The organism is Leptolyngbya sp. NIES-2104, from assembly GCF_001485215.1.
Classification (GTDB): Bacteria; Cyanobacteriota; Cyanobacteriia; order Leptolyngbyales; family Leptolyngbyaceae; genus Leptolyngbya.
On the sequence record NZ_BBWW01000001.1, the window covers coordinates 329,720 to 355,225 of the forward strand.

Annotated in this window: 14 protein-coding genes; 7 read left to right on the forward strand and 7 right to left on the reverse strand. The window is 46.9% G+C overall.

The annotated features are described in order from the left end of the window. Window positions 1–35 precede the first annotated feature (35 nt). Both NIES2104_RS01660 and NIES2104_RS01665 read right to left on the reverse strand, forming a co-directional pair. Window positions 36–941 carry a TIGR01777 family oxidoreductase gene (locus NIES2104_RS01660; RefSeq protein ID WP_058995142.1) on the reverse strand — a complete coding sequence of 302 codons (906 nt, stop codon included), beginning with the start codon at window positions 939–941 and terminating at the stop codon, window positions 36–38. Window positions 942–981: 40 nt separating this feature from the next. Next, entirely contained in the window at window positions 982–1,596 is a 615-nt protein-coding gene (locus tag NIES2104_RS01665; protein ID WP_058995144.1) for a histidine phosphatase family protein, read from the reverse strand. A gap of 194 nt (window positions 1,597–1,790) precedes the next feature. On the opposite strand from NIES2104_RS01665, the gene NIES2104_RS01670 reads away from it, so the two are divergent. After that, window positions 1,791–5,504, forward strand: a complete 3,714-nt coding sequence (locus NIES2104_RS01670; protein ID WP_156426844.1) for a DUF2157 domain-containing protein — start codon at window positions 1,791–1,793, stop codon at window positions 5,502–5,504. Between the two features lie 24 nt (window positions 5,505–5,528). Here NIES2104_RS01670 and NIES2104_RS01675 read toward each other — a convergent pair whose 3' ends face one another. Together NIES2104_RS01675 and NIES2104_RS01680 are read right to left on the reverse strand one after the other, a co-directional pair. After that, on the reverse strand, window positions 5,529–10,904 hold the full coding sequence (locus tag NIES2104_RS01675; protein WP_058995148.1) for a non-ribosomal peptide synthetase: 5,376 nt from the start codon (window positions 10,902–10,904) through the stop codon (window positions 5,529–5,531). Beyond that, window positions 10,901–14,086, reverse strand: a complete 3,186-nt coding sequence (locus NIES2104_RS01680; RefSeq protein ID WP_058995151.1) for a non-ribosomal peptide synthetase — start codon at window positions 14,084–14,086, stop codon at window positions 10,901–10,903. Before NIES2104_RS01680 ends, NIES2104_RS01675 begins: the two co-directional genes overlap by 4 nt. 239 nt (window positions 14,087–14,325) lie before the next feature. On the opposite strand from NIES2104_RS01680, the gene NIES2104_RS01685 reads away from it, so the two are divergent. The 5 genes from NIES2104_RS01685 (at window position 14,326) to NIES2104_RS01705 (ending at window position 21,018) form a co-directional block, all read left to right on the forward strand. Further along, a complete protein-coding gene (locus NIES2104_RS01685; RefSeq protein ID WP_058995152.1) occupies window positions 14,326–14,649 on the forward strand; it encodes a hypothetical protein in 324 nt (107 codons plus the stop codon). 36 nt (window positions 14,650–14,685) lie between these two features. Further along, window positions 14,686–15,990, forward strand: coding sequence for an MFS transporter (locus tag NIES2104_RS01690; protein WP_082689909.1), 1,305 nt, complete (start codon window positions 14,686–14,688; stop codon window positions 15,988–15,990). A gap of 102 nt (window positions 15,991–16,092) precedes the next feature. Continuing rightward, window positions 16,093–16,989 carry an SDR family oxidoreductase gene (locus tag NIES2104_RS01695; protein ID WP_058995154.1) on the forward strand — a complete coding sequence of 299 codons (897 nt, stop codon included), beginning with the start codon at window positions 16,093–16,095 and terminating at the stop codon, window positions 16,987–16,989. 44 nt (window positions 16,990–17,033) lie between these two features. Next, window positions 17,034–20,714, forward strand: coding sequence for a hydantoinase B/oxoprolinase family protein (locus NIES2104_RS01700; RefSeq protein WP_058995156.1), 3,681 nt, complete (start codon window positions 17,034–17,036; stop codon window positions 20,712–20,714). An 88-nt stretch (window positions 20,715–20,802) separates the two neighbouring features. Continuing rightward, window positions 20,803–21,018, forward strand: a complete 216-nt coding sequence (locus NIES2104_RS01705; protein ID WP_058995158.1) for a hypothetical protein — start codon at window positions 20,803–20,805, stop codon at window positions 21,016–21,018. 117 nt (window positions 21,019–21,135) lie between these two features. Here NIES2104_RS01705 and NIES2104_RS01710 read toward each other — a convergent pair whose 3' ends face one another. The 3 genes from NIES2104_RS01710 to NIES2104_RS01720 form a co-directional block, all read right to left on the reverse strand. Continuing rightward, on the reverse strand, window positions 21,136–22,176 hold the full coding sequence (locus tag NIES2104_RS01710; RefSeq protein ID WP_058995160.1) for a hypothetical protein: 1,041 nt from the start codon (window positions 22,174–22,176) through the stop codon (window positions 21,136–21,138). A gap of 432 nt (window positions 22,177–22,608) precedes the next feature. Continuing rightward, on the reverse strand, window positions 22,609–23,781 hold the full coding sequence (locus NIES2104_RS01715) for a pyridoxal phosphate-dependent aminotransferase (RefSeq protein ID WP_058995162.1): 1,173 nt from the start codon (window positions 23,779–23,781) through the stop codon (window positions 22,609–22,611). Window positions 23,782–23,891: 110 nt separating this feature from the next. Beyond that, window positions 23,892–24,974, reverse strand: coding sequence for a class I fructose-bisphosphate aldolase (locus tag NIES2104_RS01720; protein WP_058995164.1), 1,083 nt, complete (start codon window positions 24,972–24,974; stop codon window positions 23,892–23,894). Between the two features lie 77 nt (window positions 24,975–25,051). On the opposite strand from NIES2104_RS01720, the gene NIES2104_RS01725 reads away from it, so the two are divergent. After that, on the forward strand, window positions 25,052–25,414 hold the full coding sequence (locus NIES2104_RS01725; RefSeq protein ID WP_058995166.1) for a VOC family protein: 363 nt from the start codon (window positions 25,052–25,054) through the stop codon (window positions 25,412–25,414). Window positions 25,415–25,506 lie beyond the last annotated feature (92 nt).

A 25,506-nucleotide genomic window follows, 5' to 3' on the forward strand; every position in this document is an offset into this window, starting at 1 on the left:
CTGAAATCCTTGTGAAATCTAGGGTTTTGCCCGGATTATTTCAGGATCGCCGTCAGCGCTTGCTTCACGCTCGGATATTCGTACTCGAAGCCGGTTGAAACGGTGCGTTGTGGCAAAACTTTTTGCCCTTCGAGTACGACGATCGCGCCATCTCCAAGCAGTGCTTCTAACGCAAATGCGGGAACAGGCAACCAAGACGGACGATTCATCACTTCGCCCAAAGTATTCGTCAAATCTGCCATTTTGACTGGGTTTGGAGCGGTGGCGTTATAGGTGCCTTCCATGCTCGAATCGATCAAGGCTTTGAGAATTAAATTGACTAAATCTTCGCGGTGAATCCAGGAAAACCATTGCTTTCCAGACCCGATCGGACCTCCGGCGAACACCCGAAACGGGGTCAGCATTTTACCGAGTGCGCCGCCGTTTTCTAAGACGATGCCGATTCGCAAAATCACGAGTCGAGTTCCAGAATCTTTTACCTTATTGGCTTCTGCTTCCCAAGCTCGACAGACTTCGGCTAAGAAATCTTGTCCCGATGCGCTCGATTCGTCGAATTCTGCGGTTTCACTCGTGCCATAAAAGCCGATCGCGGAAGCATTCACCAACACAGACGGTTTCGGGTCAGCTTGCGAAATGGCGCTCACCACATTTTGAGTGGTCAATGTTCGACTTTCTAAAAGCGATTTTTTCACTTCTGGAGTCCAGCGATTTTCAGCGATCGGTTCTCCTGCCAAATTCACCACACCATCACAGCCAGAAATTTTCGTCTGCCAGTCTCCCGATTCTTTCGGGTTGTAAGTCACGATTTCTAAGTTTGGAGATTGAGGAAGCTTGGATGCAGAACTGCGCGTGAATGCAACAACGGAATGCCCTTCTGCCAATAATTTTTCAACCAACCGTGAACCCACAAATCCGGTTGCCCCTGTCACCGCGACTTTCATAATCTTCAAGCCAAAACGCCATCTGCAAGTATATCGGGGATCAGTTGGGGTTGAGCGTGCCGATCGCTTTAAACCGATTTTGTGCGTCGAGTTGTAGCACGATCGCATCGCCTTGAGCGGGAACACCTCCCGTAATTGCGGTGATATTGACTTGGTGCGTGACCATGACGACGACTTGCCGATCGGATTTGTTTTGAATCATGAATTGGCGGAGTTGTTCAGTTTGGCGAGATTCAGTGGAGCGATCGCGAAAAAAAGAATTCAGTGCCGGAAACGGTTTAACTTTCCCCAAATCCAAAAGTCGCGCCGTTTCCAAACAGCGACACCACTGGCTGGATAAAACTCTTGCAACTGGAACTTGCCGCTGGCGAAACACCTGACCGATTTGCTTAGCTTGCCGTCTACCGTCTTGGGACAAATTGCGCTGAGTTGAACAATCGTTCAAGCGAAAATTTTTCGGATCGCCTGTTCCCGGAGCCAACGCATGACGCATCAGAATTACGGTGAAGGTTTCGACCTGACGCAGTTGTGACCAGACCGATCGATCAACTGGAGCAGGTTGAGCATTCACAGTCGGTTGAGGCACTTGGGAAAAAGTGCGATCGTATCCACATCCCACGATCAATAGCGACACTAGCCAGACAAATCGTTTCATTGAACAGCAACGGAGAGGGCGAATAACATCTTAAATTGATGTCTTTGAAGCGGACTTAATTTTTGTGGGTGGGGTGAGTGTGACAGTCGTGTGACAGTGCAGGAAGCGGACGAAATTCGCGCACTGACCGGATCAAGCTCCGATAGAGTAAAGCTCATCTCTACATTGTTCTATTCCTACCCGGAGGCACGTTGATGTCACTGCCGGAAAATCGTCGCATGATCATTGAAGTCGATGCGAATCACCCGGATTTACTCACTGGTTTAGAGGCTTGGTTACACCTTGGACTCTTGAGTGATCGTCAAGTTCTTAGACTAGGGCAACAGTATCTTACCGATGTTTTGCCTGAAGTATTCGAGCGACCGAGAGATTTCATTGCGCCTGTTGAGCCAGTGGTACAAGCTCCGCCGCCTCGTCGCGCTCCTGAGCCACCGCGTCAAACGTTCATCGGGCAAATTCTACGATCGCTGCAACAAGAACTAAGTGTCGTTTGGTTACTAGCGTTGGGTGTGTTTCTGGTTGTCATCTCGTCGGCGGTTTTGGCTGCGAGTCAGTGGCAAAATGTCTCACCGACGGGACAGTATTTAGTGTTGTTGAGCTATACGCTGATCTTTTGGGCTGTGGCGTTTTGGACAGGGCGAAAAGAAAACCTGCGCTTGACGGCTTCAACGTTGCAGACTTTGACATTGCTGTTGATTCCGGTGAATTTTTGGGCGATCGATCGCTTTTTGCTGCGATCAATTGAACCGATGTCGATCATCATTGCAATTACATCTGCGGGACTGTTAAGCGGAGTTGCGATCGCGCTGTTTCGACAAAGATTTTCGCGTTTTATTCCGATCGCGATTGTTGGCTATCTCGGTTTGAGCGTTCTACAGTGCGGTTGGAGTTTTGCAAATTTTCCGCTGATTGCTGTGTATCTGGGAGCGGTTGGAGCCGCGATCGTCGTGCGATCAATGGGAGTGATCGAAAATTCAACGATCGGGCTGACTTTCGCGCAAGGATATGTAGCTGGATTGTTGATTCTGCGGGCGATTTTGATTGCTGAGGTGGATATTGCTCAGTTAGGGTTAGCATTTGGCATTGTGGGATGGATTGTTGCTCGGATTGCACAGCAACAATCTTGGTCGGTCTTGTGGATTGTGAGTGGTAGCTTGCTCAGTTTAGGATGGTTGGTTTCTGTTGCTTCTGTTGTATGGCAAGCATTAGGCGTGAGTGGATTAGCGCTTTTATTGTGGTGGAAATTGCTGCAACGGTATGAGCGGCGATTCGATGTGATTGGGTTACTGGTCGTTGGATTGCAATCGCTTTGGTTAGTTTGGCGCTTAGTTCCAAACTCAGTGCAAACGCAAATTGTGAACACTGCCACTAATTTGACTCAAGCTCCTTTGATCGCATTGTTAGGAATTGTGCTGCTGCCGTATTTGGTTGGAATCATGACGATCGCGGCAAGGTTCGATCGCGATCAGAAACCAGAATTAGCAAAATTTACAGAAGAAATTGCGCTAGTGTTCGGATTGGGATTAACTGCTCTAAGCTTCTTTGCGCCTGCAACTCGCACCTTGAATCTGATTGCTTCAACTTTGATTTTAGGACGATCGACTCATCGCAAACAGAATCCGACATGGCTCAGTTATGTGACTCATGGCGTGGGATTGGCAGGACTCATTGCAGCGATCGATTGGCGATTTCCAACTTTGGATCAAGCGGCTTGGGCGTGTATTTTCTTGGGAAGTGCGATCGCCGAATGGAGCTTTAGCCAACTCAGAAATCGGACACAATGGCATCAAAGTGCTTGGTATTTCGGGTTCGCACTGGCAACTTTATCTTATGTTTTCTTCTTCAATCTCCCGTTTAAGTGGGCGATCGTTTGGCTCTTGATTCCCGCTGTGTTGAGTGCGATCGCAGTCCGCGACGAATCAAAACGGACAGTAGCAAGTGGGACTAGTGCGATCGCGCTGATTCTGGTGCAACTTTTAGCAGTGCAAGATCGCAACGCAGGACTATTGAGCTTAGGAATCGCGACGGTTCTGATGCTGGTGAATACCCGTTGTTTGCAGCGAATTGATGCTGCGGCTCTGACGTTTGGCTTTGGCTTTGGGATGGTGAGTTGGGGGATTTGGCACTGGCTTCCAGGGTTTGCGGTGGAATCTTGGCTGTGTGTGGGTGCGATCGTGGTTGCGCTACTCTGGCAGTTTCAGCGGTGGGGACAATTGCATCGATCGGACTTCGTCACTTTGTATGCACGAGCGGCGGACGGTTGGGCGATTGGACTGGGCGCGATCGTGCTCATTGGTTTGAGCCTTCATACCTTTGAGGTGTATCAAGCGACAGTGCGACCAAATGGAGTAACGCTTGCTGCAATTGGAATCATCACGGGTGCTTTGGTGTTTCGGACTTGGCAGACAGCGCGGAGTGTGACCACGATCGGCATCGGAATCGGACTAGAGTTATTAATTGCACAAAGTTTAGCCTGGTTTGAGCCGTCACTGGCTCGATTAAGCGTTGCGAACATGGGCTTAGGATTGTTCGTTCTGATCATTGGTGAAGTTTGGCAACGACGAACTGAAGGACGTTCTTCCGGTTGGGATGCTTTGCCGTTGGCGTATGGCATTTTGGCACTGAGTTTACGATCGCAGAGTTTCGCCGTTTGGACGGGATGGGTGACTTTAGGAGTAGCTGCGATCGCGATCGGGGTGGGTAGACGTGATAGTCAATTGAAACCGTTGACTTACTTGGGCATTGTTGGAACCTCGATCGCGGCTTATGAATTGGTGCTGTATCATTTCCGAACGCTGTCACTGAGTGATCAACTGATGTCGGTCGCAACGGTGGGCACAGTGTTGATGCTGCTGTATCGCGTTCCTCGATCGAGATTATTTCGTGTGCTCAATCTGAGTTCTGAAGAAATTCGACCGCTTGCCCATCTTCATTGGGGAGTGAGCAGCGTTGTATTAAGTTTGGCTGCAATTCTGACGCTGATTGATCCGGCGGTTCCTGGAAAGTTGGCGCTCGTTGGGTTTACAACGGGAATGATTTTATCTCTGTATGCGATCTGGCAGGCGCGGCATCGTCCGCCTTTAGCGATCGTCGAAATCTGGCTGTATGCGGGATTGTTAGAAGCAGCGGGATTGATGTGGTATCTCAGCACGAAGCCTTGGTTTAGTGGGCTGTTTAGTGCAGTGGTGCGCCCGTATGCTGGGGCAATTAGCGCGATCGTTGCATTTCTGATGTTTGTTCTGCCGTGGGATCGGTTTGGGTGGGCAAGACAACCTTGGCAGCGGGTCGCTTTGGCATTACCGCTACTCGTACTTATAGGAACATCATCGATCGTACATCCGGTTAGTTTGATTATCGTTGCTGTGTTTTATGCTCTGGTTGCTTCGATTCGTCGTCAGGTGCGGTGGACGTATCTCAGCATTGGATTGATCAATTGGCTGGTGTTTGATCAGTTGCATCAATTGAATGTGGAAGTGCTGTTTTGGCAAGTTTTACCGATCGGCTTGTCGATTTTATATTTTGCTCAAGTTGAACCTTCGTTTACTCAATCTTCGGGGCGAGGAGCGCGGCACTATGTTCGCATTTGTGGTGTGGGATTGATTGGGGCTACGGCATTGTTGACACAGGAGAACTATGGAATTTTACCGGGCATTGTGGGATTGATTGCGATTTTTGCTGGATTGGGGTTGAGAGTTCGTGCCTTTTTGTATGTGGGTACAGTAGTCTTTTTGCTCAATGTTATCAATCAACTGATTGTTTTTATTGCGTTGTATTCTCTGCTGAAGTGGATTATTGGATTATGTTTAGGTATTTTGCTGATTTGGATAGCGGCAAATTTTGAAACGCGACGGGAGCAAATGAATACATTGATGCAGAATTGGGTGACTCAATTACAACAGTGGCAGTGATGAATTTTCTCATGTCTACACCAATCAAAGGCATTCCCTTAAATGTTCCGCCAGCATTTTCACATGAGGCGATTTTAACAGCGAAAGATGATTTCCTGGCACTTGATAGAGTTGAATGTCATCAACCAAACTGCTCCAGCCTAATGTTGCATCCTTGCCGATCGCTTGTCCCTCAGCTCGAAACAAAGTTAAACGATCGACATAAGGTTTCGGTACATATCGATAAGCTGCCTGAGCATTTGCATACATAACTCGTAGAAGCGGTGTGAGGGTTGATTCATCTAATAACCGTAATTGAGCCGCTTCAGGAATCGATTGCACAAGTCTCGACCACTGCCATCGAGACATCCAGGATGAGCGCGATCGGTGAAGTGCCAGCGCACCGTAGTCAAGCAAAAACGGCATCATTGACCAAAGTGCAGTGCCAATGAGAAATTTCAAACTTTGATAGACAGAAAGATTAGTACGAGCAGGTGTATCAATCATGGCTAAAAGCTCAACTTGTTTTCCAGCTTGTCTAAGTTGCTGCGCCATTTCATACGCTACCCATCCCCCAAAAGACCAACCTCCTAAGCGATAGGGACCTTCTGGCTGGACTGTCTGGATCGCGTCAACGTAGTAAGACGCGATCGCTTCAATGCGATCGAGCGGCGGCGACCCGTCTAATCCTGAAGATTGGAGTCCGTAGAAACTACAATCGTTCTTGAGGGCATCTGCTAATTCCAAGTAAGGTAGCACAACGCCAAACAACGGATGTACACAGAAAAAAGCGGGTTTTGTACTTAGGGTTAAAGGAACGATCGGCGACCAAGATACTGCTGTTTGAGGTTCTACAATCGGTTCTACTTGGGTGAGGCGCTTTTGACGGTAGGCTGAGCGATCGAGTCGAACCAATGGCGGAATCTTTGAGGCTGAAGTTTCTCGTAAACTATCTAGAATTGGAGCGAGTTTTGCGATCGTTGGAGCTTCAAACACGCTCTTTAGCGGTAACTCTAATCCAAACGCATCGCGAACCCGCGAAGTCAGTTGTGTTGCTAGTAAAGAATGTCCACCCAACTCGAAAAAATTCTCGTGAATTGTCGCGTGATTCAGTCGCAGCAAGTCTTTCCAAATCTCTAACAGCATTGATTCTGTTGTCGTTTCACTAGAGCTTTGCACGATCGCTTTAGATTGATTTTGCTCCATCAAACGCAGCACTTGACGATCGACTTTGCCGTTGGTAGTCATCGGAAGTGCTGCTAATGGAACGAAAGCACTAGGGATCATGTACTCTGGTAAGCTCTGTTTCAAACATTGCCGCAGGTCGGGGATGAGTTGACGCGCAAATTGAGATTGAATTGGGTTGTTGGTGTACTGATACCAATTTGAATGAACAGTTACAGGTCGATCGATGCCGATATCAACGCCTTTCCGAACGAATAGAACATCATAGTTACCTTGATTAGTTGACCATGTAATCTCGATCGTATAAGGAATCGCTGTTTCTAAGTCCCACCAGTCTTGAGGATCAATTGCTTCAGTCGCTTGCTGTAATCGTTCTCGCATCTGTCCAACTGTTTTTGGTGCCTCTGTGTGATTGAGCCAAGTTGCAGTTCTTACCGCATCAATCACCCGACTGTTACTTACATTTGTGATTCTGAGGTAATCAGGTTTTGTCTCGGTCAAAATCTTTTTCGCAGCTGCGATCGACATTGCAGGAAGTTCCTCGACCAATCCTTCACGTGTGCTTTGATCACAATGCAGTAGAACATTGTATCGAAACTGTGTCATCTCATTGTGACTCCGACCGCGTGACAGTCGAATTTGCACTCCAGTCATTCGAGAATGTCGATCGCGCAAAGCATAGAAGAACGTCGGATCGATCGCGAGTTCTGGCTCTTCAAACTGCGATCGAGCAACTAACTGACGAAGCTCATTTCGATCAAGAGTTGCATCTGCCTGATTGAACTGCATCCAAGCATGAAAGGCATTGAGTAACCGTAAATTTCTTACATCGCCAACAAAGAGAACACCACCGGGCGCAATTCGCTCGATCGCTTGATCTAAGACTTGTAAAAGATAGTCCACTGTTGGGAAGTATTGCACGATCGAGTTCAAAATCACCAGATCGAATGTCGAATCAATTCCCTCGAAATCCGTTGCAGTTCGATGCAACAGTTCAACGTGAGGTAGTTCGCCTAATTGATGCTGAATTGTTTCTAGTGCAGCGCTCGAAAAATCCGTCGCGACATACTTTTCACAATGAGGGGCAAGTTGAAACAACAATAATCCAGTTCCGCATCCGATTTCTAGGATTCGCTTCGGTTTTAGTGCGAGGATTTGCTGAACTCGATCGTTAACCCATTCCTGCATTTGCTCGATCGGAATCGATTGCGCCGTGTAGCTACTATTCCAGCCAATTGTGTTAAACGATTGAGTTTGTTCTGAAGTTTGATAGGTTTGGTTATAGAGAGTTTGCCAGTGCTGGATTTGTTGAGACGAAAGCGATTCAGCTTCTCTTAAAGCCTGTGGATTGAGACTGAAATAAGCCAGCAATCGCTTCTCACTTTCTGTATTTCCAGAAGTAATAATTGCTGCATCCTGAACTGCTGGATGGCGTTGTAAGGTTGTTTCAATTTCTCCTAACTCGACTCGGAAGCCTCGAATTTTAATTTGATTATCGATACGACCGAGAAACTCGATCGCACCATCCGCCCGAAAACGAGCGAGATCGCCAGTCTTGTAAAGTATCGAGTCTTTCCAGCGAATAAATCGTTCTGCTGTCAATTCTGGACGATCGAGATAACCACGAGCAATTCCTTCACCACCGATATACATCTCACCCGAAATTCCGACCGGAACAGGATTCAAATCTGCATCAAAGATGTACACTTGCGTATTTTGAATCGGATGACCAATCAAAGATGGAGCATCGCCAGGATGAAGTTCTGCAACCGTTGACCAGATTGTTGCTTCTGTCGGTCCATACGCATTAAAAAAATGTCGATCGACTGACCAGCGATCGATGACTTGACTAGAGCAAGCTTCTCCACCCGTAATCAAAACTTGAAGTTCAGGAAGCTCGATCTTTGGTAAAACAGCAAGTACCGCTGGAGTTAATAAAGCATGAGTAATGGCACGATCCTGTAAAAATCGCAGCAGTAGCATTCCAGGTAATTGAGCCGATTTGGGCGGAATAAATAATGTTCCACCTGAGCCGAATGCTAGCGCAATCTCGAAGATAGACGCATCAAAACTAAGAGAACTAAATTGCAGCACCCGACTGGTACGCGATAGATAAAATGTGCGCTGTTGTGCCTCAACAACATTACACAATCCTTGATGTGATAAAAGTACGCCTTTCGGTGTTCCGGTTGATCCAGACGTATAAATCACATAAGCAAGCTGATCCGGCGTTGAAGTAGCAAGCTTGTGGACTGAATGCGATCGCGCTAAAGGCTGATCCAAACAGAGAATCTTTGCCGCTGACTCCGGTAAAGTATCAACCAGCCAAGATTGGGTAAGCAAAATTGAAACTTGAGTATCATGCAACATCAACTGAAGCCGATCGTGCGGATAGTTTGGATCAAGTGGAACATAAACCCCTCCAGCTTTCCAAATTCCCAGGATTCCGATCACCATTTCACTCGATCGATCCATACACAGTCCAACTAGACCGCCGACTTTAATCCCCATTTGTTGCAAAATTAATGCTAGATCATCGGCTCTTTGATTTAGTTCTTGATAAGTGAGTGATCCTTGTTCTGAAACAAGTGCGATCGCATTCGGATCATGACGAACTTGGGCTTCAAAAATCTGATGAAAACAACGACGATCGCGAACTTCCTGATCGATCGGATTCCAATCTACTAAAATCTGCTCGGTTTCTGCGGCAGTTAGCAACGGTAAATCAGACAGACGATTTTCAGGATTTGCAACAATGCCTTCTAAAAGCGTCTCAAAATGACCTACTAAGCGCTGAATGCGATCGTGATCAAACAAATCGGTACGATAGCTAATAAATCCGCTTAATCCTGCCTGAGATTGCCACAAACTGTGCAATCCATGCGTTGGCTCCCACAGATGAACCTCTAGATCAAACCGAGTACTTCCAAACTTTAGAGGAACAGGTTCTAACTTCAATCCAGGCAACTCTAAAGGCTGCATCGGAGCATTCTGGAGCGCAAACGCAACTTGAAATAGTGGATTACGGCTAAGATCGCGTTCCGGGTCAAGTTCCTCAACTAACTTTTCAAAGGGTAAATCTTGATGTTCATACGCTTCTAACGCTGTAGTGCGAACTTGCTCCAACAATTCCACGAATGAGAGATCATCAGAGAAGCGCGATCGCATCACCAAACTATTCACAAAAAATCCAATCAGTTCTTCGACTTCACCACGATGACGGTTTGCAATTGGAATTCCGATCGCAATATCGTCTTGCTGCGTGTATCGATACAGCAAGGCTTGAAATGCAGCCAGCAATGTCATAAACAACGACGTTCCAAATTGCTGACTCAAGGCTTCTAGTTTCTCAGTGAGTGCTGGAGAAAACTGAACTGGATAAGTTGCACCTTGATAAGTCTGAGCAGAACAGGCACGATCCGCAGGCAGATTTAGCACAGTTAAATCTCGCAGTTGTTCCCGCCAGTATGAAAGCTGCTGTTCTAAGATTTCACCTTGTAGCCAGTTGCGCTGCCAGCAAGCAAAATCACTGTATTGAATCGGTAATGCTGGCAATTGAGGTGATCGTCTTTCGACAAATGCACTATAAAACTCAGCGAGTTCTCGCATCAATACACCAAGCGACCAACCATCTGCAACAATATGGTGCATTGTGAGCAATAGAACTGCATGAGTTGAATCAAATTGCAGCAATGTGAGTCGCAGCAATGGATCAAGCATTAGATTAAACGGGCGTTGTGCTTCAGTAGTGGCAAGCTGTTCGATGATTGATTCTTGCTCTGCTGCGATCGACAAATTGACGATCGATAATTCAACTCTGCTCTCAGGATAAACAATCTGTACGGGCTGTCCATTCTCCTCTGCAAATGTTGTCCGAAGTGCAGCATGACGATGCACGATCGCATCAAACGATCGTTTTAATGCGGCTTGATCAAGGGTTCCAGTGAATCGAATCGCGGCAGACACATTGTAAAACGGGTTGTCGGGTGCAAGTTGAGCTAAAAACCATAATCGCTGCTGAGCAAACGACAAAGGAAATGTGGTTTGAACGTTTAAGTGAGACGATCGCAAATGAGCAATCAACTCTGATTTACGTGCTGTCAATTGTTGGCGCAGTTCTGATGTTAAAACGCCTTCTGGTGCATTGCAGCGTAATCGAGGTTCTGAATCATCCTCGATCGACAACTGCACATCCAGACGTTTTAGATCATCTACCCATTCAGCAATGCTCTTCATAGTTCAAACTCCTCGCGTCGTTGTGTAGCTGGCTTCAGTGCTTCGATTTTGTGCGCCAATTCTCTGATTGTTGGTGCTTCAAAGATCGATCGCAGCGGAAGCTCAATCTGATATCGATCGCGAATCCGTGAAACAAACTGAGTTGCTAACAAAGAATGTCCACCGAGTTCAAAAAAGTTGTCTTCGATGCCGATGGGTTCGCGTCCGAGTAGTTGAACCCAAAGATCAGTTAATGATGCTTCTAAAGAAGTAGTTGCAGCAAGAAAAGCCCTTTCCCGAATAGGATTCACTGGCGCAGGTAGCATTTTTTGATTCACCTTTCCGTTTGCTGTCAATGGCAAGGCATCAATCATGACAAAAGCAGCGGGCAGCATATAGACAGGTAGCTTTGATTTGAGAAACGATCGCAGTTCTCGTTCAGTTAAACTTTCAGAGGTTCGAGGAACAACATATGCGATTAATTGTCGATCGCTTTCTATCTCCCGCACTGTTACGATCGCGTTTTGTACTGTTGGATGTTGAGCTAAAACAGTCTCAATTTCACCTAATTCAATCCGAAACCCTCGAATTTTAATTTGATCATCAATACGCCCTAAAAACTCAAGATTGCCATCGGTGCGATACACCGCACGATCGCCCGTTCGGTACAATCTACAATCCTCGACCTGAATAAACTGTGATGCGGTCAATTCTGAACGATTCAAATATCCCCGCGCCAATCCAGCACCACCCAAGTAAATTTCGCCGCTCACTCCTGCGGGAACAGGCTTCAAATTTGCATCGAATAAATATACTTGAGAATTCGCGATCGCTTGCCCGATTGGAATCGTTGTTGCTGAAACTTGCTCTACCTCATACCAAGTTGAAAAAGTGGTGTTCTCAGTTGGTCCATACACATGAATTAAATGTTGAGGCTTACCGTGTTGAATCAGCGATCGGATACAATTCACATTCGCCATTTCGCCCCCAAACAATAAATACTTGAGCGATCGGAAAGCATTCGGGATCTGATAGATAGTTTGATTCAACAATGCAGTTGTGAGAAATAGAATGTTCACTTGCTGCAATTCGGTGACAAACTCAATCGGTGAAAGCGTTGTTGCTCGATCGAGAACAATCAGTTGAGCACCATTGAGCAATGCACCCCAGATTTCAAACGTCGCCGCATCAAAAGCAAGATTTGCAACTTGTGCAACTCGATCGCTAGATTCGATTTGAATATAGTTCGTAGCACACACTAACCGATTCACCGCTCGATGTGGAATCATCACGCCCTTCGGTGTTCCGCTTGACCCGGATGTATAAATCACATAAGCAAGCTGATCCGCTGTGCAAGCAGTCGATAAATTTTCGTCTGACTCTTGTGCGATCGTATTCCAAGCTTGTTCTAAACAAATCACTTTTGTCCGATCACTTTGAAATTGCTCCATCCAGTCGGATTGCGTCAGAACAACTGCAATACCAGCATCCTCGATCATAAAGCGCAACCGCTCTGGAGGATAACTCGCATCGAGCGGAACATAAGCGCCACCTGTTTTGAGGATTGCTAACATTGCCGCGATCGCTTCCACTCCTCGATCCAAACAAATGCCGACTGGTGTTTCGGTTTCTACCCCACAGTGCTGTAAATACCGCGCTAGTTGATTACTACCTTGATTTAATGCTTCATAGGTAAAAGATCGATTTTCAAATTGAACCGCGATCGACTGCGGACGCATTTTAACTTGATGTTCAAACACTTGATGAACACAAGCCGCTTCAGAATTGTGATTACCCTTCCATTTCTGTAGTAGAGTTTGTTGTTCCTGAGAAGTCAATAACGATAGTGCAGATAAACGAGTTCCTGGATCTGCAACGATCGCTTCTAGTAAGGTTTGAAAGTGTTGTCGCATTGATGCGATCGTAGTTGCATCAAACAGGTCTGTATTGTAGACGATCACACCTCGTAATCCATCCGTTTGCTGCCAACCCTGACCCCACAAATTCCTAAAATTATCCGCGCACTTCCAAACATACAACTCCAAATCAAAGCGTGAAGTTTTTGTTTCCAAAGCAACTGGACTTAGCACCAAACCAGGAAGGACTAATTGCTCCATCGGTGTATTTTGAAGTGCAAAAACAACCTGAAACAGTGGATTTTGATCCAAGCTCCGAATCGGTTGTAGTTCCTCAACTAGCTTTTCAAACGGCAAATCTTGATGATCATAGGCAGCCAGTGTGACCTCTCGTACTTTCTCTAACAAAGCTCGAAACGTGGGATCACCTGTAAGATCAGTTCTAAGCACTAGACTATTTACAAAAAAGCCGATTAATCCTTCTAGTTCGCTCTGATGGCGATTCGCGATCGGCGATCCAATTGCAATATCCGTTTGTCCACTATAGCGATGCAGCAACGTCTTAAACGCTGCTAATAATGTCATAAACAACGTGACACCCATTTGCTGGCTCAGTGCTTCTAACTGATCTAACAATGCTTGCGGTAACTCTAATAATTGACTCGCGCCCTGATGACTCCGCTGAGTGTTCGAGTTTGATAAATTCAGCACAGGAACATCTTTTAATTGTTGCTTCCAGTAATTCAACTGACGAGCAAGAACATCACCTTGTAAATAGTTTCGCTGCCATTGGGCAAAATCCGCATACTGAATCGGCAATTCAGGTAGTACAGCAGTCTTTCCTTCGACCAAAGCTGTATAAAATTCACCAAACTCCCGAATCAGCACGCCACTCGACCACTCATCAAAAATAATGTGGTGCACTGTGATCAACAGTAAATGTTCTGTGTCTTGTAATTGCCAGAGATGCGATCGCACTAATGCCCCGCGATCGAGTTGAAACGGCTGTTCAATCTCCTGCCAAATCTGTGTAAGTGCCACCAATTCATGTTCAGGAACTCCTCGCAAATCTGTATAATTCAGTGGAATTTGCAGCGATTGAGTGACGACCTGAAGCAACTGTCCATCTGATGTATCAAAGGTTGTTCTGAGAATTTCGTGACGACGAACGATCGCTTGAAGACTATTTTGAAGTTGCGATCGCATCAGAGAACCCGTGAGCCGAAAAACCAAAGGCGTATTGTAAAGAGAAGCTTCAGGCAGCAATTGTTCAACAAACCATAAGCGCTGTTGAGCAAACGAGGCTGGAAACACAAAAAAATCTTCTTCAAGCTGACCTGAAAGCATTAATCACTTACGCCAAGAGAATCTCACTTTGTTTTAAGACGAATCAACGCGACAAAATTATGCTTTAAGATAGATTTCAACTCAAAATATTGTTTTTTTTTATTGCGTTTTCATGCGAAGCTGTACATTCTAAGACCTTTTATACACGTCAGCTTCTCAAACGTTCTCTTAGACACAATCATTTGATCGAAGCGTTAAGATCAACCAGATGTAGGCACTTGAGATCGCACAAAGCTCCAATGATTGACCCTTTTAACCCTGACGAAGATGAAACGATCGTTCAAGCTGTTCAGGAAAGTTTACAGCAGATGGCGCTTCAACTGGGGCAACCTCACGATGCGACTGCAATCCGTCAACTTTACGAATCGACGCAGGAACTAGTCACCCACCTTTCTCCCGATCCGCTCACTCTAGCGCGGTTGGCTGGCGTATTGTTCGTGTATCAACTCCCAGACACCGATCGAGATGAGGTCAAATGGTTCAAATCCGAAGTTCGCAATTGTCAGGATGTCGAAGCGATCGAGGAATTGATTGATTCGATTTCGCGCCCGGATGCTTTGTAGTTCCCATATTTTCGCAAGGGGCATCTGATTAGTTCTATGAGTCGAGAAGCCGCTCCAATTTCAGACGATCGTACCGAGGCACAGATATCAAACCTTTACGCTGCTTGGTTCTTTGTGCCTACACTGTACTTTGCCGCAGGACTCCCTTATGTACTAGTTAACAGTGCTTCCGTCATTCTCTATAAAAGCTTGGGAATTGACAATGCGACGCTTGCATTCTGGACAAGCATTCTCTATTTTCCTTGGACAATTAAACTTTTTTGGAGTCCGATCGTCGAACTCTACTCAACCAAACGGGTTTGGATTGTTCGCGCTCAATTACTGATGATCGCCTGTCTCAGTGCTACCGCAATCTCATTACAGTTGCCTCAATTCTTTCTTCTATCTTGGGGATGCTTCGCGATCGCAGCTTTCCTCTCCGCCACACAAGACACTGCGATCGATGGATTTTACTTACTCGTGCTTGATCCGAAGGCGCAGGCTTTCTATGTGGGAATTCGATCGACATTCTATCGGATTGCTATGTTGTTCGGCTCAGGGTTGCTGGTCTTTGTAGCTGGACAACTAGAATTCCGAATAGGAGCACGACTCGCTTGGACAATCGTATTAGCGCTCTCTGCTCTCGTTTTTTTCATCCTTTGGATTGTTCATACATTCGTCTTGCCTGAACCCGAAACAAATTCGGAGACTCAACCTGCTCTTTCCACGGTCTACCGCAGTGTGATTCAAAGTTATTTTCAGCAACCGAAAGTAGGGGCAGTGCTGGCGTTTATTTTGCTATACCGACTTGGTGAAGCAATGTTAGTGAAACTTGCTGCTCCGTTTCTGCTCGATGCACCTGAAGTGGGAGGACTAGGACTATCAACGGCTCAAGTCGGATTGGCGTATGGAACGCTTGGGTCGATCGCGCTAACGTTGGGGGGTCTGTTGGGCGGTTGGTTGGTTTCGCGCTATGGAGTGAGGCTAACATTGTTTCCGTTAGCGATCGCGCTCAATTTGCCGCATTTGTTCTATGTCTATCTAGCGTATCAGTCTCCTTCAGTGCAATGGATCTATCTGTTAGTCACGATCGAGCAGTTTGGCTATGGACTGGGAACAGCAGCGTATAGCTTTTATTTGATGATGTTGGCAACAAATCTGTACAAAACATCGCATTTTGCAATTTCAACGAGTGTGATGGCGCTAGGAATGATGCTACCGGGACTGATTAGCGGATTCATACAGCAAGCATTGGGATATCGATCGTTCTTTTGGCTAGTCGTCGGATTGTCGATCGTGGGCATGATTCCATTGCTGTGGATTCCGATCAAAGATACTGAAATGGTGACTGATCAGAAATAAAAAATGCGATCGTCATTTGAATTTCAGCCTAATGCAATACGCAGCGAATCTTCAGGAATAGCAGGATCAGAAGTTACGAACACTCTATTGAGGCAACCTGAAATGGAAAATGATCGCTTAATGGTACAAGATCCGCGCAAGCAGTATCCGCAACCCCCTTTTCCGAAACAGCCGCAACCTGTACCAGGACTGGCTCAAGAAATGCAGCCCCAACCGGATCACGGTGAACAGAGCTACAAAGGCTCTGGAAAGCTTGTGGGTCGAAAAGCATTGATCACCGGAGGCGATTCTGGAATCGGGCGTGCGGTTGCGATCGCATTTGCGCGAGAAGGAGCCGATGTTGCAATTTCTTATCTTCCAAGCGAAGAGAGCGATGCGAAAGCGGTGATTGAATTGATCGAACAATCTGGACGCAAAGCGGTAGCACTTCCGGGCGACATCACTGATGAACAATTCTGCCAGCAGCTTGTTGGAAATGCGGTATCATCGCTCAACGGACTCGATATTCTCGTAAACAATGCCGGGGTACAGAAGTCGTATCCCTCGATTAGCGACATTCCGACCGAGCACTTTGACAAAGTGATGAAAACGAATCTATATGCGATGTTTTGGATTACCAAGGCAGCAGTTCCTCACCTAAAGCCTGGTGCTTCTATCATCAACACGACTTCAATTCAGGGGTATCAACCTTCAGCGTCTTCGCTTGATTATGCGATGACGAAAGCCGCGATCGCAGATTTCAGCAAGGCTCTATCAAAACAACTAATTGAACAAGGAGTACGGGTGAATGCGGTTGCTCCAGGACCGTTCTGGACACCGCTCCAGCCAACGGGCGGACAAACACAGGACAAGATTGAGAAATTTGGTTCAGAAGTGCCGTTAGGACGACCCGGACAGCCTGTGGAAATTGCGCCTGTATATGTCCTGTTGGCTTCACAAGAAGGCAGCTACATTACCGGAGAAGTGTATGGCGTGACGGGTGGAACTGGCATCGCGTAATTGCAAAATAGCGATTAGTTATTTTCAAATAGTCAAAAGTCATTATGCTCAAAGTATTCGCCGATCGAGGAGGAACGTTTACGGATTTAGTGGCAGTGACAGAGGATCAAAAGATCATCGATCGACTCTCACTTTCTCCTGAACGCTTCCAGATTACATCGCTTGCTGGTCAGTTCTGGATTGTGATCTACAAACTACTGTCAGAACAACCCGAACAGTATCAAGATGCAGTGATTCAAGGAATTCGAGACATTCTAGGTTTATCTCGTGATCAATCGATTCCACCTGAAACGGTTGAAGTCGTCAAGATGGGGACTACAGTCGCTACAAATGCGTTACTTGAACGCAAAGGTGAACGAACTTTGCTGCTAATCACTGAAGGCTTCCGAGATGCGCTCACCATTGGATATCAGAACCGTCCTAATATCTTTGCGCGGGAAATCGTTTTACCAGAACGACTGTATGAGCAAGTGATCGAAGTCAAGGAACGCTACACGGCTCAAGGTGAAGAGCTTGTTCCGATTATGTCCGAAGAAGAGGCGAGACTCACAACGCTGTTACAGCAAGCTTACGAAAATGGCATTCGAGCGATCGCGATCGCATTTCTACATAGTTATCGCTATCCACAACACGAACAGCAAATTTCAGCGATCGCTCACAAGGTTGGCTTCGTTCAAGTCTCGGTATCTCACGAAGTCAGTCCACTAATGAAGCTGATTCGGCGCGGAGATACAACGGTTGTCGATGCTTATCTTTCTCCGATTTTGCGGCGCTATGTGGATCAAGTCGGAGCCGCATTAATGCAACAAGGATCGACGACTAAGCTAGAGTTTATGAAATCGGATGGGGGACTGACCGAAGCACAACGATTTCAAGGCAAGGATAGCATTCTTTCAGGACCTGCGGGCGGGATTGTGGGAGCAGTTAAAACCAGTACTGCTGCGGGATTTGACAAAATTATTGGTTTTGATATGGGCGGCACTTCGACAGATGTGTCTCACTATCACGGCGAGTACGAGCGCACCTTTGAAACCGAAGTTGCAGGAGTGCGATTATGTGCGCCAATGATGTCAATTCACACTGTTGCAGCGGGAGGTGGATCAGTCTTGCAGTTTGATGGATCGCGCTATCGAGTCGGTCCAGAATCGGCTGGAGCAAATCCCGGACCTGCTTGCTATCGAAAAGGCGGACCGTTAACCGTAACCGATTGTAATGTTCGCTTAGGCAAAATTCAGCCCGAATTCTTTCCACACGTGTTTGGAACTGAGGGAAATCTACCGCTCGATCGAGCAATTGTGGATCAAAAATTCGCCGCGCTCACCGCAGACATTCAAGCGAAAACCGGAGACACTCGCACCGATGAACAAGTCGCGGCTGGATTTTTGGCAATTGCGATCGACAAAATGGCAAATGCGATCAAAAAAATTTCAGTCCAACGCGGCTATGATGTCACGCAATACACGCTCTGTTGCTTTGGGGGTGCAGGGGGACAACATGCTTGTCTCATTGCTGAAGCGCTAGGCATGTCAAAGATATTTATTCATCCATTTGCAGGAGTTCTGTCGGCTTACGGGATTGGACTTGCAGACGTGCGAACTTTGAAAGAGAAGGCAATAGAAGCTCCTTTAAGTGGAGAACAAATTCCTGTACTAGAGCGAACCTTGTCAGCACTCGATGCAGAAAGTCGATCGGAAATCATCGCTCAAGGAGTGAATCGCGATCGCATTGAAACTCTGTTCAAAGTACGTTTACGCTATCAAGGGACGGATTCTGCATTGACGGTGAACTTCGATCAAGCCGAAACGATGCGATCGCAATTCGAGGAAATCTATCAGCAGCGCTACGGATTTTCCATGACCGATAAAGGTTTAGTGGTTGAAGCGGTTTCGGTCGAAGCGATCGCACACGCAGACCCAATCACCGAACCTTTGATTTCCGAAGATAGAACGATTCCACTCAGTTCAATTGCAACAGTTCAAATCTACACCAAAGGAGCTTGGCGGGATACACCTATCTATCGTCGTCAAGATCTAAAACCTGGCGATCGCATTTCTGGATCTGCTCTGATTTTAGAACCGACTGGGACTAATGTGATTGAACCAGGATGGTGTGCAGAACTTACACCACAAAACTATCTGATCCTAAGCAAGATCAAGGAAGTTAAAGAACTATTGACTACAACGATCGAGACAACGCCTGATCCAGTGCTACTAGAGATTTTTAACAATCTCGTTCGTGCGATCGCGGAAGAAATGGGCATCACTCTGCAAAATACAAGCTACTCGGTCAACATCAAAGAACGCCTCGATTTTTCCTGTGCCATCTTTGATCGAAACGGTCAACTTGTCGCAAATGCACCTCATATTCCAGTGCATCTAGGCTCAATGAGCGAAAGTGTCAGCAGTCTCATTCGTGCACGAGGAAACACACTCAAACCCGGAGATGCCTTTGCCTCGAACAATCCCTACAACGGTGGAACCCATCTACCTGATATCACGGTGATCACCCCAGTATTTGTCGGAAACTCACCGATGTTTTATGTTGCTTCTCGTGGACATCATGCAGACATTGGAGGCATTACACCTGGTTCAATGCCGCCGCATAGTACCACGATCAACCAAGAAGGAATCCTACTTGACAATGTGCAAATCGTCGATCGAGGAAAGTTTCAAGAAGCAGAACTCTTGGAGTTACTTACGACAGGTCACTATCCCGTTCGCAATCCAGTTCAAAATTTAGCAGATTTGCAAGCTCAGATTGCAGCGAATGAACGCGGTGTTCAAGAGCTTCGTCGCATTGTTGAACAATATGGATTAGAAGTAGTACAAGCTTATATGCAGCACGTCCAGAACAATGCAGAAGAATCAGTGCGGCGTGTGATCGATGTGCTCAAACCCGGTCGCTTTGACTATCTGATGGATGATCACAGTCGAATTTGTGTCGATATTCAAATCGATCGCACAACTCGTTCTGCCCACATCGATTTCACCGGAACATCTCCCCAACAATCGACAAATCTCAACGCGCCTTTAGCGATCTGTAAAGCCGTTGTTCTCTATGTGTTCCGCACTCTGGTCAATGATGATATTCCACTCAATGCGGGCTGTCTAAAACCGCTCGAAATCATTGTTCCAGAAGGCTGTTTACTCAATCCGCGTCCGCCTGCTGCGGTCGTCGCTGGAAATGTCGAAACCTCACAAGCGATCGCGAATGCTCTCTACGGCGCACTCGGTGTGATGGCAGCTTCTCAAGGCACGATGAATAATTTCACTTTCGGTAATGAGCAGCATCAATACTATGAAACGATCTGCGGCGGTTCTGGAGCCGGAGAACCATTCGATGGAGCCGATGCGGTTCAAACTCACATGACTAATTCACGCCTGACTGATCCAGAAGTTTTAGAGTGGCGCTTTCCCGTGTTGGTTGAAGCCTTTTCGATCCGATCGCACAGTGGCGGACTCGGAAAACATCGAGGTGGAAATGGAGCCATTCGTCGCATTCAATTTCGCGAACCGATGACCGCTGCTATTTTATCCGGGCATCGAATTGTGCCACCCTTCGGTTTAGCAGGCGGTCAATTCGGTGAGATCGGACGCAATTTCGTTGTTCGGCAAGATGGCTCGATCGAGTCCCTCACGAGTAAAGCCGAAGTGTCCATGAATCCAGGCGATGTCTTTGTGATTGAAACGCCTGGAGGTGGAGGATTCGGCGCTGTTTCTGAGTAACTGGAAGCCCTCTGAACCTGCATCACCTCGCCGGTCGCAGAAACAATTATTACTGTGCATCGATTCACATCATCGATCGAGGTTTCCGATGACCAACCCAAACACTACTCGACAAGGAGATTTATTCAAATTGCTTTTAATGAGTACTTTAGTCGGTCTGATGATGTTCGGTTGGCTCAGCCGCAAATTAGATTCAGAAGTTCAGGCTAAGCCAACGGGAACATCACAAACTGTCGAATGGCGTAATCCGTCTTTCCGCTCTCTGAAACAGGTCAGCGGGGGAACCTCGGCTGGAGTGAGATAAGCCTTTCCTCGGTGTTTCAAATCGAGTCTATTGAAAAAGCCCATTTTCTCGTAGAAGCGTCATTGAAATGTCGAAACGAGAAAATAGGCTCGTAGAACCTCAAATTGAGCACTCGTTTTAGAGTTTTTGCCCGATCGAGATTGTCCGCACCTCGCCATTTCGCCGAACGCTAACGTAGTTGTTCGAGATATCCACAACACTCCAACCACTCGATCCGATACTTTCTCCGATGTAATACCGCTGCGTCACTCCGTTCATTTCAAACAGAATCGCCGATTGAGTCGGATCACTCGCGATCGCAATTCCCCGTAACGATCGCTGCGGTTCACTAGAAGTCGCTTGAGCGGGCTGAATCGCGATCGGAGTCACGGCGACCGACTGAGATCGAGATGATGGATTCATCGACAACCGTTCTAACGCCGAAGATAACCGCGTGAGAACTTGATTCAGTTCTTGCGGATTTTTACTCACTGCGGTAGCAACAGGATTCGGAGCGGAAACAGAAGGAACATTAATCACGACTGGCGTTTTCTCAGACAGATCCGATCGCGGATTGCCCGCAACCGGAACGCTCGGTAGGTTGCGAGCAACCATTGGAGAGCTTGCCGCTTTACGATCGATATTTTCCAGTGATCGCTTCATGTATTGAGCAAACTGGAGATTGGTATCGGCAGAAACCGCTTTAGGTGCGGTCGCAACGGCAGTCGGTTCTCTAGTTGCCAATGCAAAGAATCTTTGAACGGTTCCCCGCTGAATCAGCCATACAGAAGCAGCCGAGAGCGCAGATAATCCGAAGACGATCGCTAGGAACTTTTGAAAACCGTAGCTTTTGAGTTTGACTGGTTTCGATGCGATCGCAGTTTCTGAAACTGCCGGAGCCGTCCACTGAGGCAACTGAGGTTGAACGACAATCGGTGCCGCAGTTTGCAAAGGAAGCTCGATCGAAGGTTGAGGTTTAACTCGAATCGGTTCAGGTGGGGGAACGCTGCCCGATAAGAGATCTTCCACATCCTCAAACAAGTCATCCATTAATCGATCGGCGTAAGTATCGACCTGGACAGGTGCTGGCATCAGCCCATAAAGTTTAGGTGACGGCTGTGCGGAAGTCGCCTGTGAGGAATCGAAGGATTGGGTTGCGCCGTTGATGGTTTGAGGCATAGTTGAAAAGGCTTGTCGAGTACGAAAAACTACTGAGAATTCAGCAGTAGATTGAGATTGAAATGGGCAATCATGTCAGCCTTGCATCACGGTTTTGCAGTTGAGCGAATCGAAGCGAATTCCGAATCGCCCAACCACCATACGTGTTTGGGATTATACTCGACGGATATTTTTACGGCGCAGTTCGACCGAACGATGCCCGGATTCTACGGAGACGATCGAGCTAGGAGGATTTGAGGAGTATGGAAAGTTTCTTCGCTGCGTTCGCTCACGCCCTGAAATAAATTTCGGTCTAATCGACGAAAGTCTACTGAAGTAGACTGGGAGCAAGTTTCAAGCTCTTAGTCCATTTTTAATGGACTTGCGTCGATTAGCCCGAAATTCCATTTCAGGGCGGGATGTCGCAACAAACGAAGACGACTCAAACATTCTCTAAAGTTTCGATTTCACAAACGCCGCTAAACGATCGATGCCTTTCTCGATCGTGCTCATATCCGTTGCGTATGACAGCCGAATATAATCATCTGCATCAAACGCAATCCCCGGAATCGCCGCGACTTTTTGTTCAGTCAACAATCCATCACAAAACTCTAGTGAGGTCTTTCCTAATTTGCTGATGTCGATCATCAGATAAAACGCACCGTCAGGTTTCGCGCAATTTAACCCAGGAATCGCACTGACGAGATCAAAAATTGCTTGTCGCCGTTCTGCAAACGCTTGCCGCATCAATTCGACCGATTCATTCGATCGCGGATCTTCATACGCTGCGATCGCGCCATATTGAGCAAACGTACAGACATTCGAGGTGCTGTGTCCCTGAATCTTACTTGCGGCTTTGATCAAGTCCGCATTGCCCGCCAAGTATCCAACGCGCCATCCGGTCATCGAGTAGGCTTTGGCAAATCCGTGACTAATAATGGTGCGATCGAACACTTCTGGACTTACTGCCGCAATACTCAAGTGCTCTGCACCGTCGTACAGTAAGCGTTCGTAAATTTCGTCTGAAACCACATAGATTTGTTTTTCGACGATCACTTCCGCGATCGCTCGAATTTCATCCGGGGTGTACACCATTCCCGTCGGATTCGAGGGCGAATTTAACACAAACAGCTTTGTTTGATCCGTGATTGCTTGTCTGAGTTGATCGGGTGTGATCTTAAATTGCGTTTCTGCGGTGGTTTTAACAATCTTCGGCGTTCCACCTGCGAGTTTGACCATCTCTGGATAACTCACCCAATACGGAGCCGGGATAATTACTTCATCGCCCGGATCGAGCAGCGTCATCATCAAGTTATAGAGCGAATGTTTACCGCCATTCGTCACGATGATATTTTCCGGTTGATAAGTCAGACCGTTCTCACGCTGGAGTTTGGAAACGATCGCATCTCGCAAGATTGGTTCACCTGCTGCCGGACCGTAGCGGGTTTTTCCTTGTTTGAGGGCATCCGCTGCCGCCTGCTTGATGTGGTCTGGCGTATCAAAGTCCGGTTCACCTGCGCTAAAGCTACAGATATCGATGCCTTCTCGTTTCATTGCTTTTGCTTTTGCGTCGATCGCAAGGGTGAGAGAAGGCGTAACCTGACTTACTCGTGCTGCCAGTTTCATATCAATGTTTAGGATGGGGGATTAGGTCGGGAATCACGAATCGTGCCCGGATCAGGATTTTGATTCTATCGTGATCCCCGAAAATTAAATCCTAAGATTTAACGTATCTTTTATGCGATCGTAATCTCTGGTGATAAATAAACATCCTGAATCGCATGGAACAGTTTCACGCCTTCATCAAACGGGCGTTGAAAGGTCTTACGTCCCGAAATCAATCCGGTTCCACCTGCTCGTTTGTTGACAACAGCAGTCCGAATCGCTTCGGCAAAATCATTCTTACCCGATGCGCCACCAGAATTGATCAATCCTGCTCGTCCCGCATAGCAATTCAGAACTTGGTAGCGGGTGAGATCGATCGGGTGATCCGTGGTTAGATCGCTGTAAACCTTCGGATCAGTTTTTCCGTAACTTTGTCCGGTAGCTTTCGCAACTGCACCGTATCCGTTGTTGATTTCAGGTAGTTTTTGCTTGATGATATCGGCTTCGATCGTCACTCCTAAGTGATTCGCTTGTCCGGTCAGATCTGCTGCCAAATGATAGTCTTTGTCTTGCTTAAAGGCATTATTTCGCAGATAGCACCAGAGAATCGTTGCCATTCCGTATTCATGCGCGAGCGCAAACGCTTGACTGACTTCCTGAATTTGGCGAGTCGAATTCTCAGAGCCAAAATAGATCGTCGCGCCCACTGCAACGGCTCCAAGATTCCAAGCCTGTTCTACTGAAGCAAACATCACTTGATCGTATTGATTCGGGAATGTCAGGAGTTCATTGTGATTGAGCTTGACGATAAACGGAATTTTGTGAGCATATTTGCGCGACACACTGCCTAAAACGCCAAGCGTCGTCGCGACAGCATTACAGCCCCCCTCGATCGCTAATTTGATAATGTTCTCGCTATCAAAATAAATCGGATTCGGAGCAAACGACGCGCCCGCTGAATGTTCAATCCCTTGATCCACAGGCAAAATCGAAATGTATCCGGTATTTGCCAATCGTCCGAATGAATAGAGTTGCTGAAGACTCCGGAGCACTTGAGGAGAACGATCGCTTTGAAGGAAAATACGATCGAGAAAATCCGGTCCCGGTAAATGCAGCAAATCCTTGGAAACTTTCGCTTTATGGGTTAGCAGGTCTTCGCCTTCATCGCCTAACCAAGATGTGACGGACTGAGGCGCAGAGAGTGTAGCGGTCATCGCAGATTCCTCAATTCTGTTTCTCACTCACTCTAACGTTTTGCCTCAGAATGGCTTATGTCTCTAAGGGTATTTTTATGAAGATCGCCAAAGCTTGGACGACGATCGCAGCCGTTGAGTTCGATCGTTCTGTCGCCTTCTATCGCCATTTATTTCAACAAGAACCGCAGCGTTTCGCCCCTGGAAAATATGCCGAGTTTGAAACGACCGGAATTCGACTCGGAATCTATCACCCGACAATGGAAGAATCGCCAGAAAAAGCGCCGATCACCTTGTTTCCAGCGATGAGTTTGTGTGTGCAAATTGAGAATTTAGACAACGCGATCGCCCATCTCGAACCCGAAGCGCACATCGGAGAGATTCGATCGGTTTCACACGGGCGAGAAGCTTACGCCTACGATCCCGACGGCAATCGCATCATTCTCTACGAACCAAAATAGCAACTTTTCTCCTACTCCTTTTAACCGATTTCCGCCATGAAGAATCGTAACGAGGGTTTCAACCCTCTAGAATAAAAGAACATTTTCATCGT

What these genes read in the sequence shown, in the direction of transcription:
- NIES2104_RS01660 (WP_058995142.1), bottom strand. Translation starts at nt 941, where the DNA reads ATGAAAGTCGCGGTGACAGGGGCAACCGGATTTGTGGGTTCACGGTTG.
- NIES2104_RS01665 (WP_058995144.1), bottom strand. Translation starts at nt 1,596, where the DNA reads ATGAAACGATTTGTCTGGCTAGTGTCGCTATTGATCGTGGGATGTGGA.
- NIES2104_RS01670 (WP_156426844.1), top strand. Translation starts at nt 1,791, where the DNA reads ATGTCACTGCCGGAAAATCGTCGCATGATCATTGAAGTCGATGCGAAT.
- NIES2104_RS01675 (WP_058995148.1), bottom strand. Translation starts at nt 10,904, where the DNA reads ATGAAGAGCATTGCTGAATGGGTAGATGATCTAAAACGTCTGGATGTG.
- NIES2104_RS01680 (WP_058995151.1), bottom strand. Translation starts at nt 14,086, where the DNA reads ATGCTTTCAGGTCAGCTTGAAGAAGATTTTTTTGTGTTTCCAGCCTCG.
- NIES2104_RS01685 (WP_058995152.1), top strand. Translation starts at nt 14,326, where the DNA reads ATGATTGACCCTTTTAACCCTGACGAAGATGAAACGATCGTTCAAGCT.
- NIES2104_RS01690 (WP_082689909.1), top strand. Translation starts at nt 14,686, where the DNA reads ATGAGTCGAGAAGCCGCTCCAATTTCAGACGATCGTACCGAGGCACAG.
- NIES2104_RS01695 (WP_058995154.1), top strand. Translation starts at nt 16,093, where the DNA reads ATGGAAAATGATCGCTTAATGGTACAAGATCCGCGCAAGCAGTATCCG.
- NIES2104_RS01700 (WP_058995156.1), top strand. Translation starts at nt 17,034, where the DNA reads ATGCTCAAAGTATTCGCCGATCGAGGAGGAACGTTTACGGATTTAGTG.
- NIES2104_RS01705 (WP_058995158.1), top strand. Translation starts at nt 20,803, where the DNA reads ATGACCAACCCAAACACTACTCGACAAGGAGATTTATTCAAATTGCTT.
- NIES2104_RS01710 (WP_058995160.1), bottom strand. Translation starts at nt 22,176, where the DNA reads ATGCCTCAAACCATCAACGGCGCAACCCAATCCTTCGATTCCTCACAG.
- NIES2104_RS01715 (WP_058995162.1), bottom strand. Translation starts at nt 23,781, where the DNA reads ATGAAACTGGCAGCACGAGTAAGTCAGGTTACGCCTTCTCTCACCCTT.
- NIES2104_RS01720 (WP_058995164.1), bottom strand. Translation starts at nt 24,974, where the DNA reads ATGACCGCTACACTCTCTGCGCCTCAGTCCGTCACATCTTGGTTAGGC.
- NIES2104_RS01725 (WP_058995166.1), top strand. Translation starts at nt 25,052, where the DNA reads ATGAAGATCGCCAAAGCTTGGACGACGATCGCAGCCGTTGAGTTCGAT.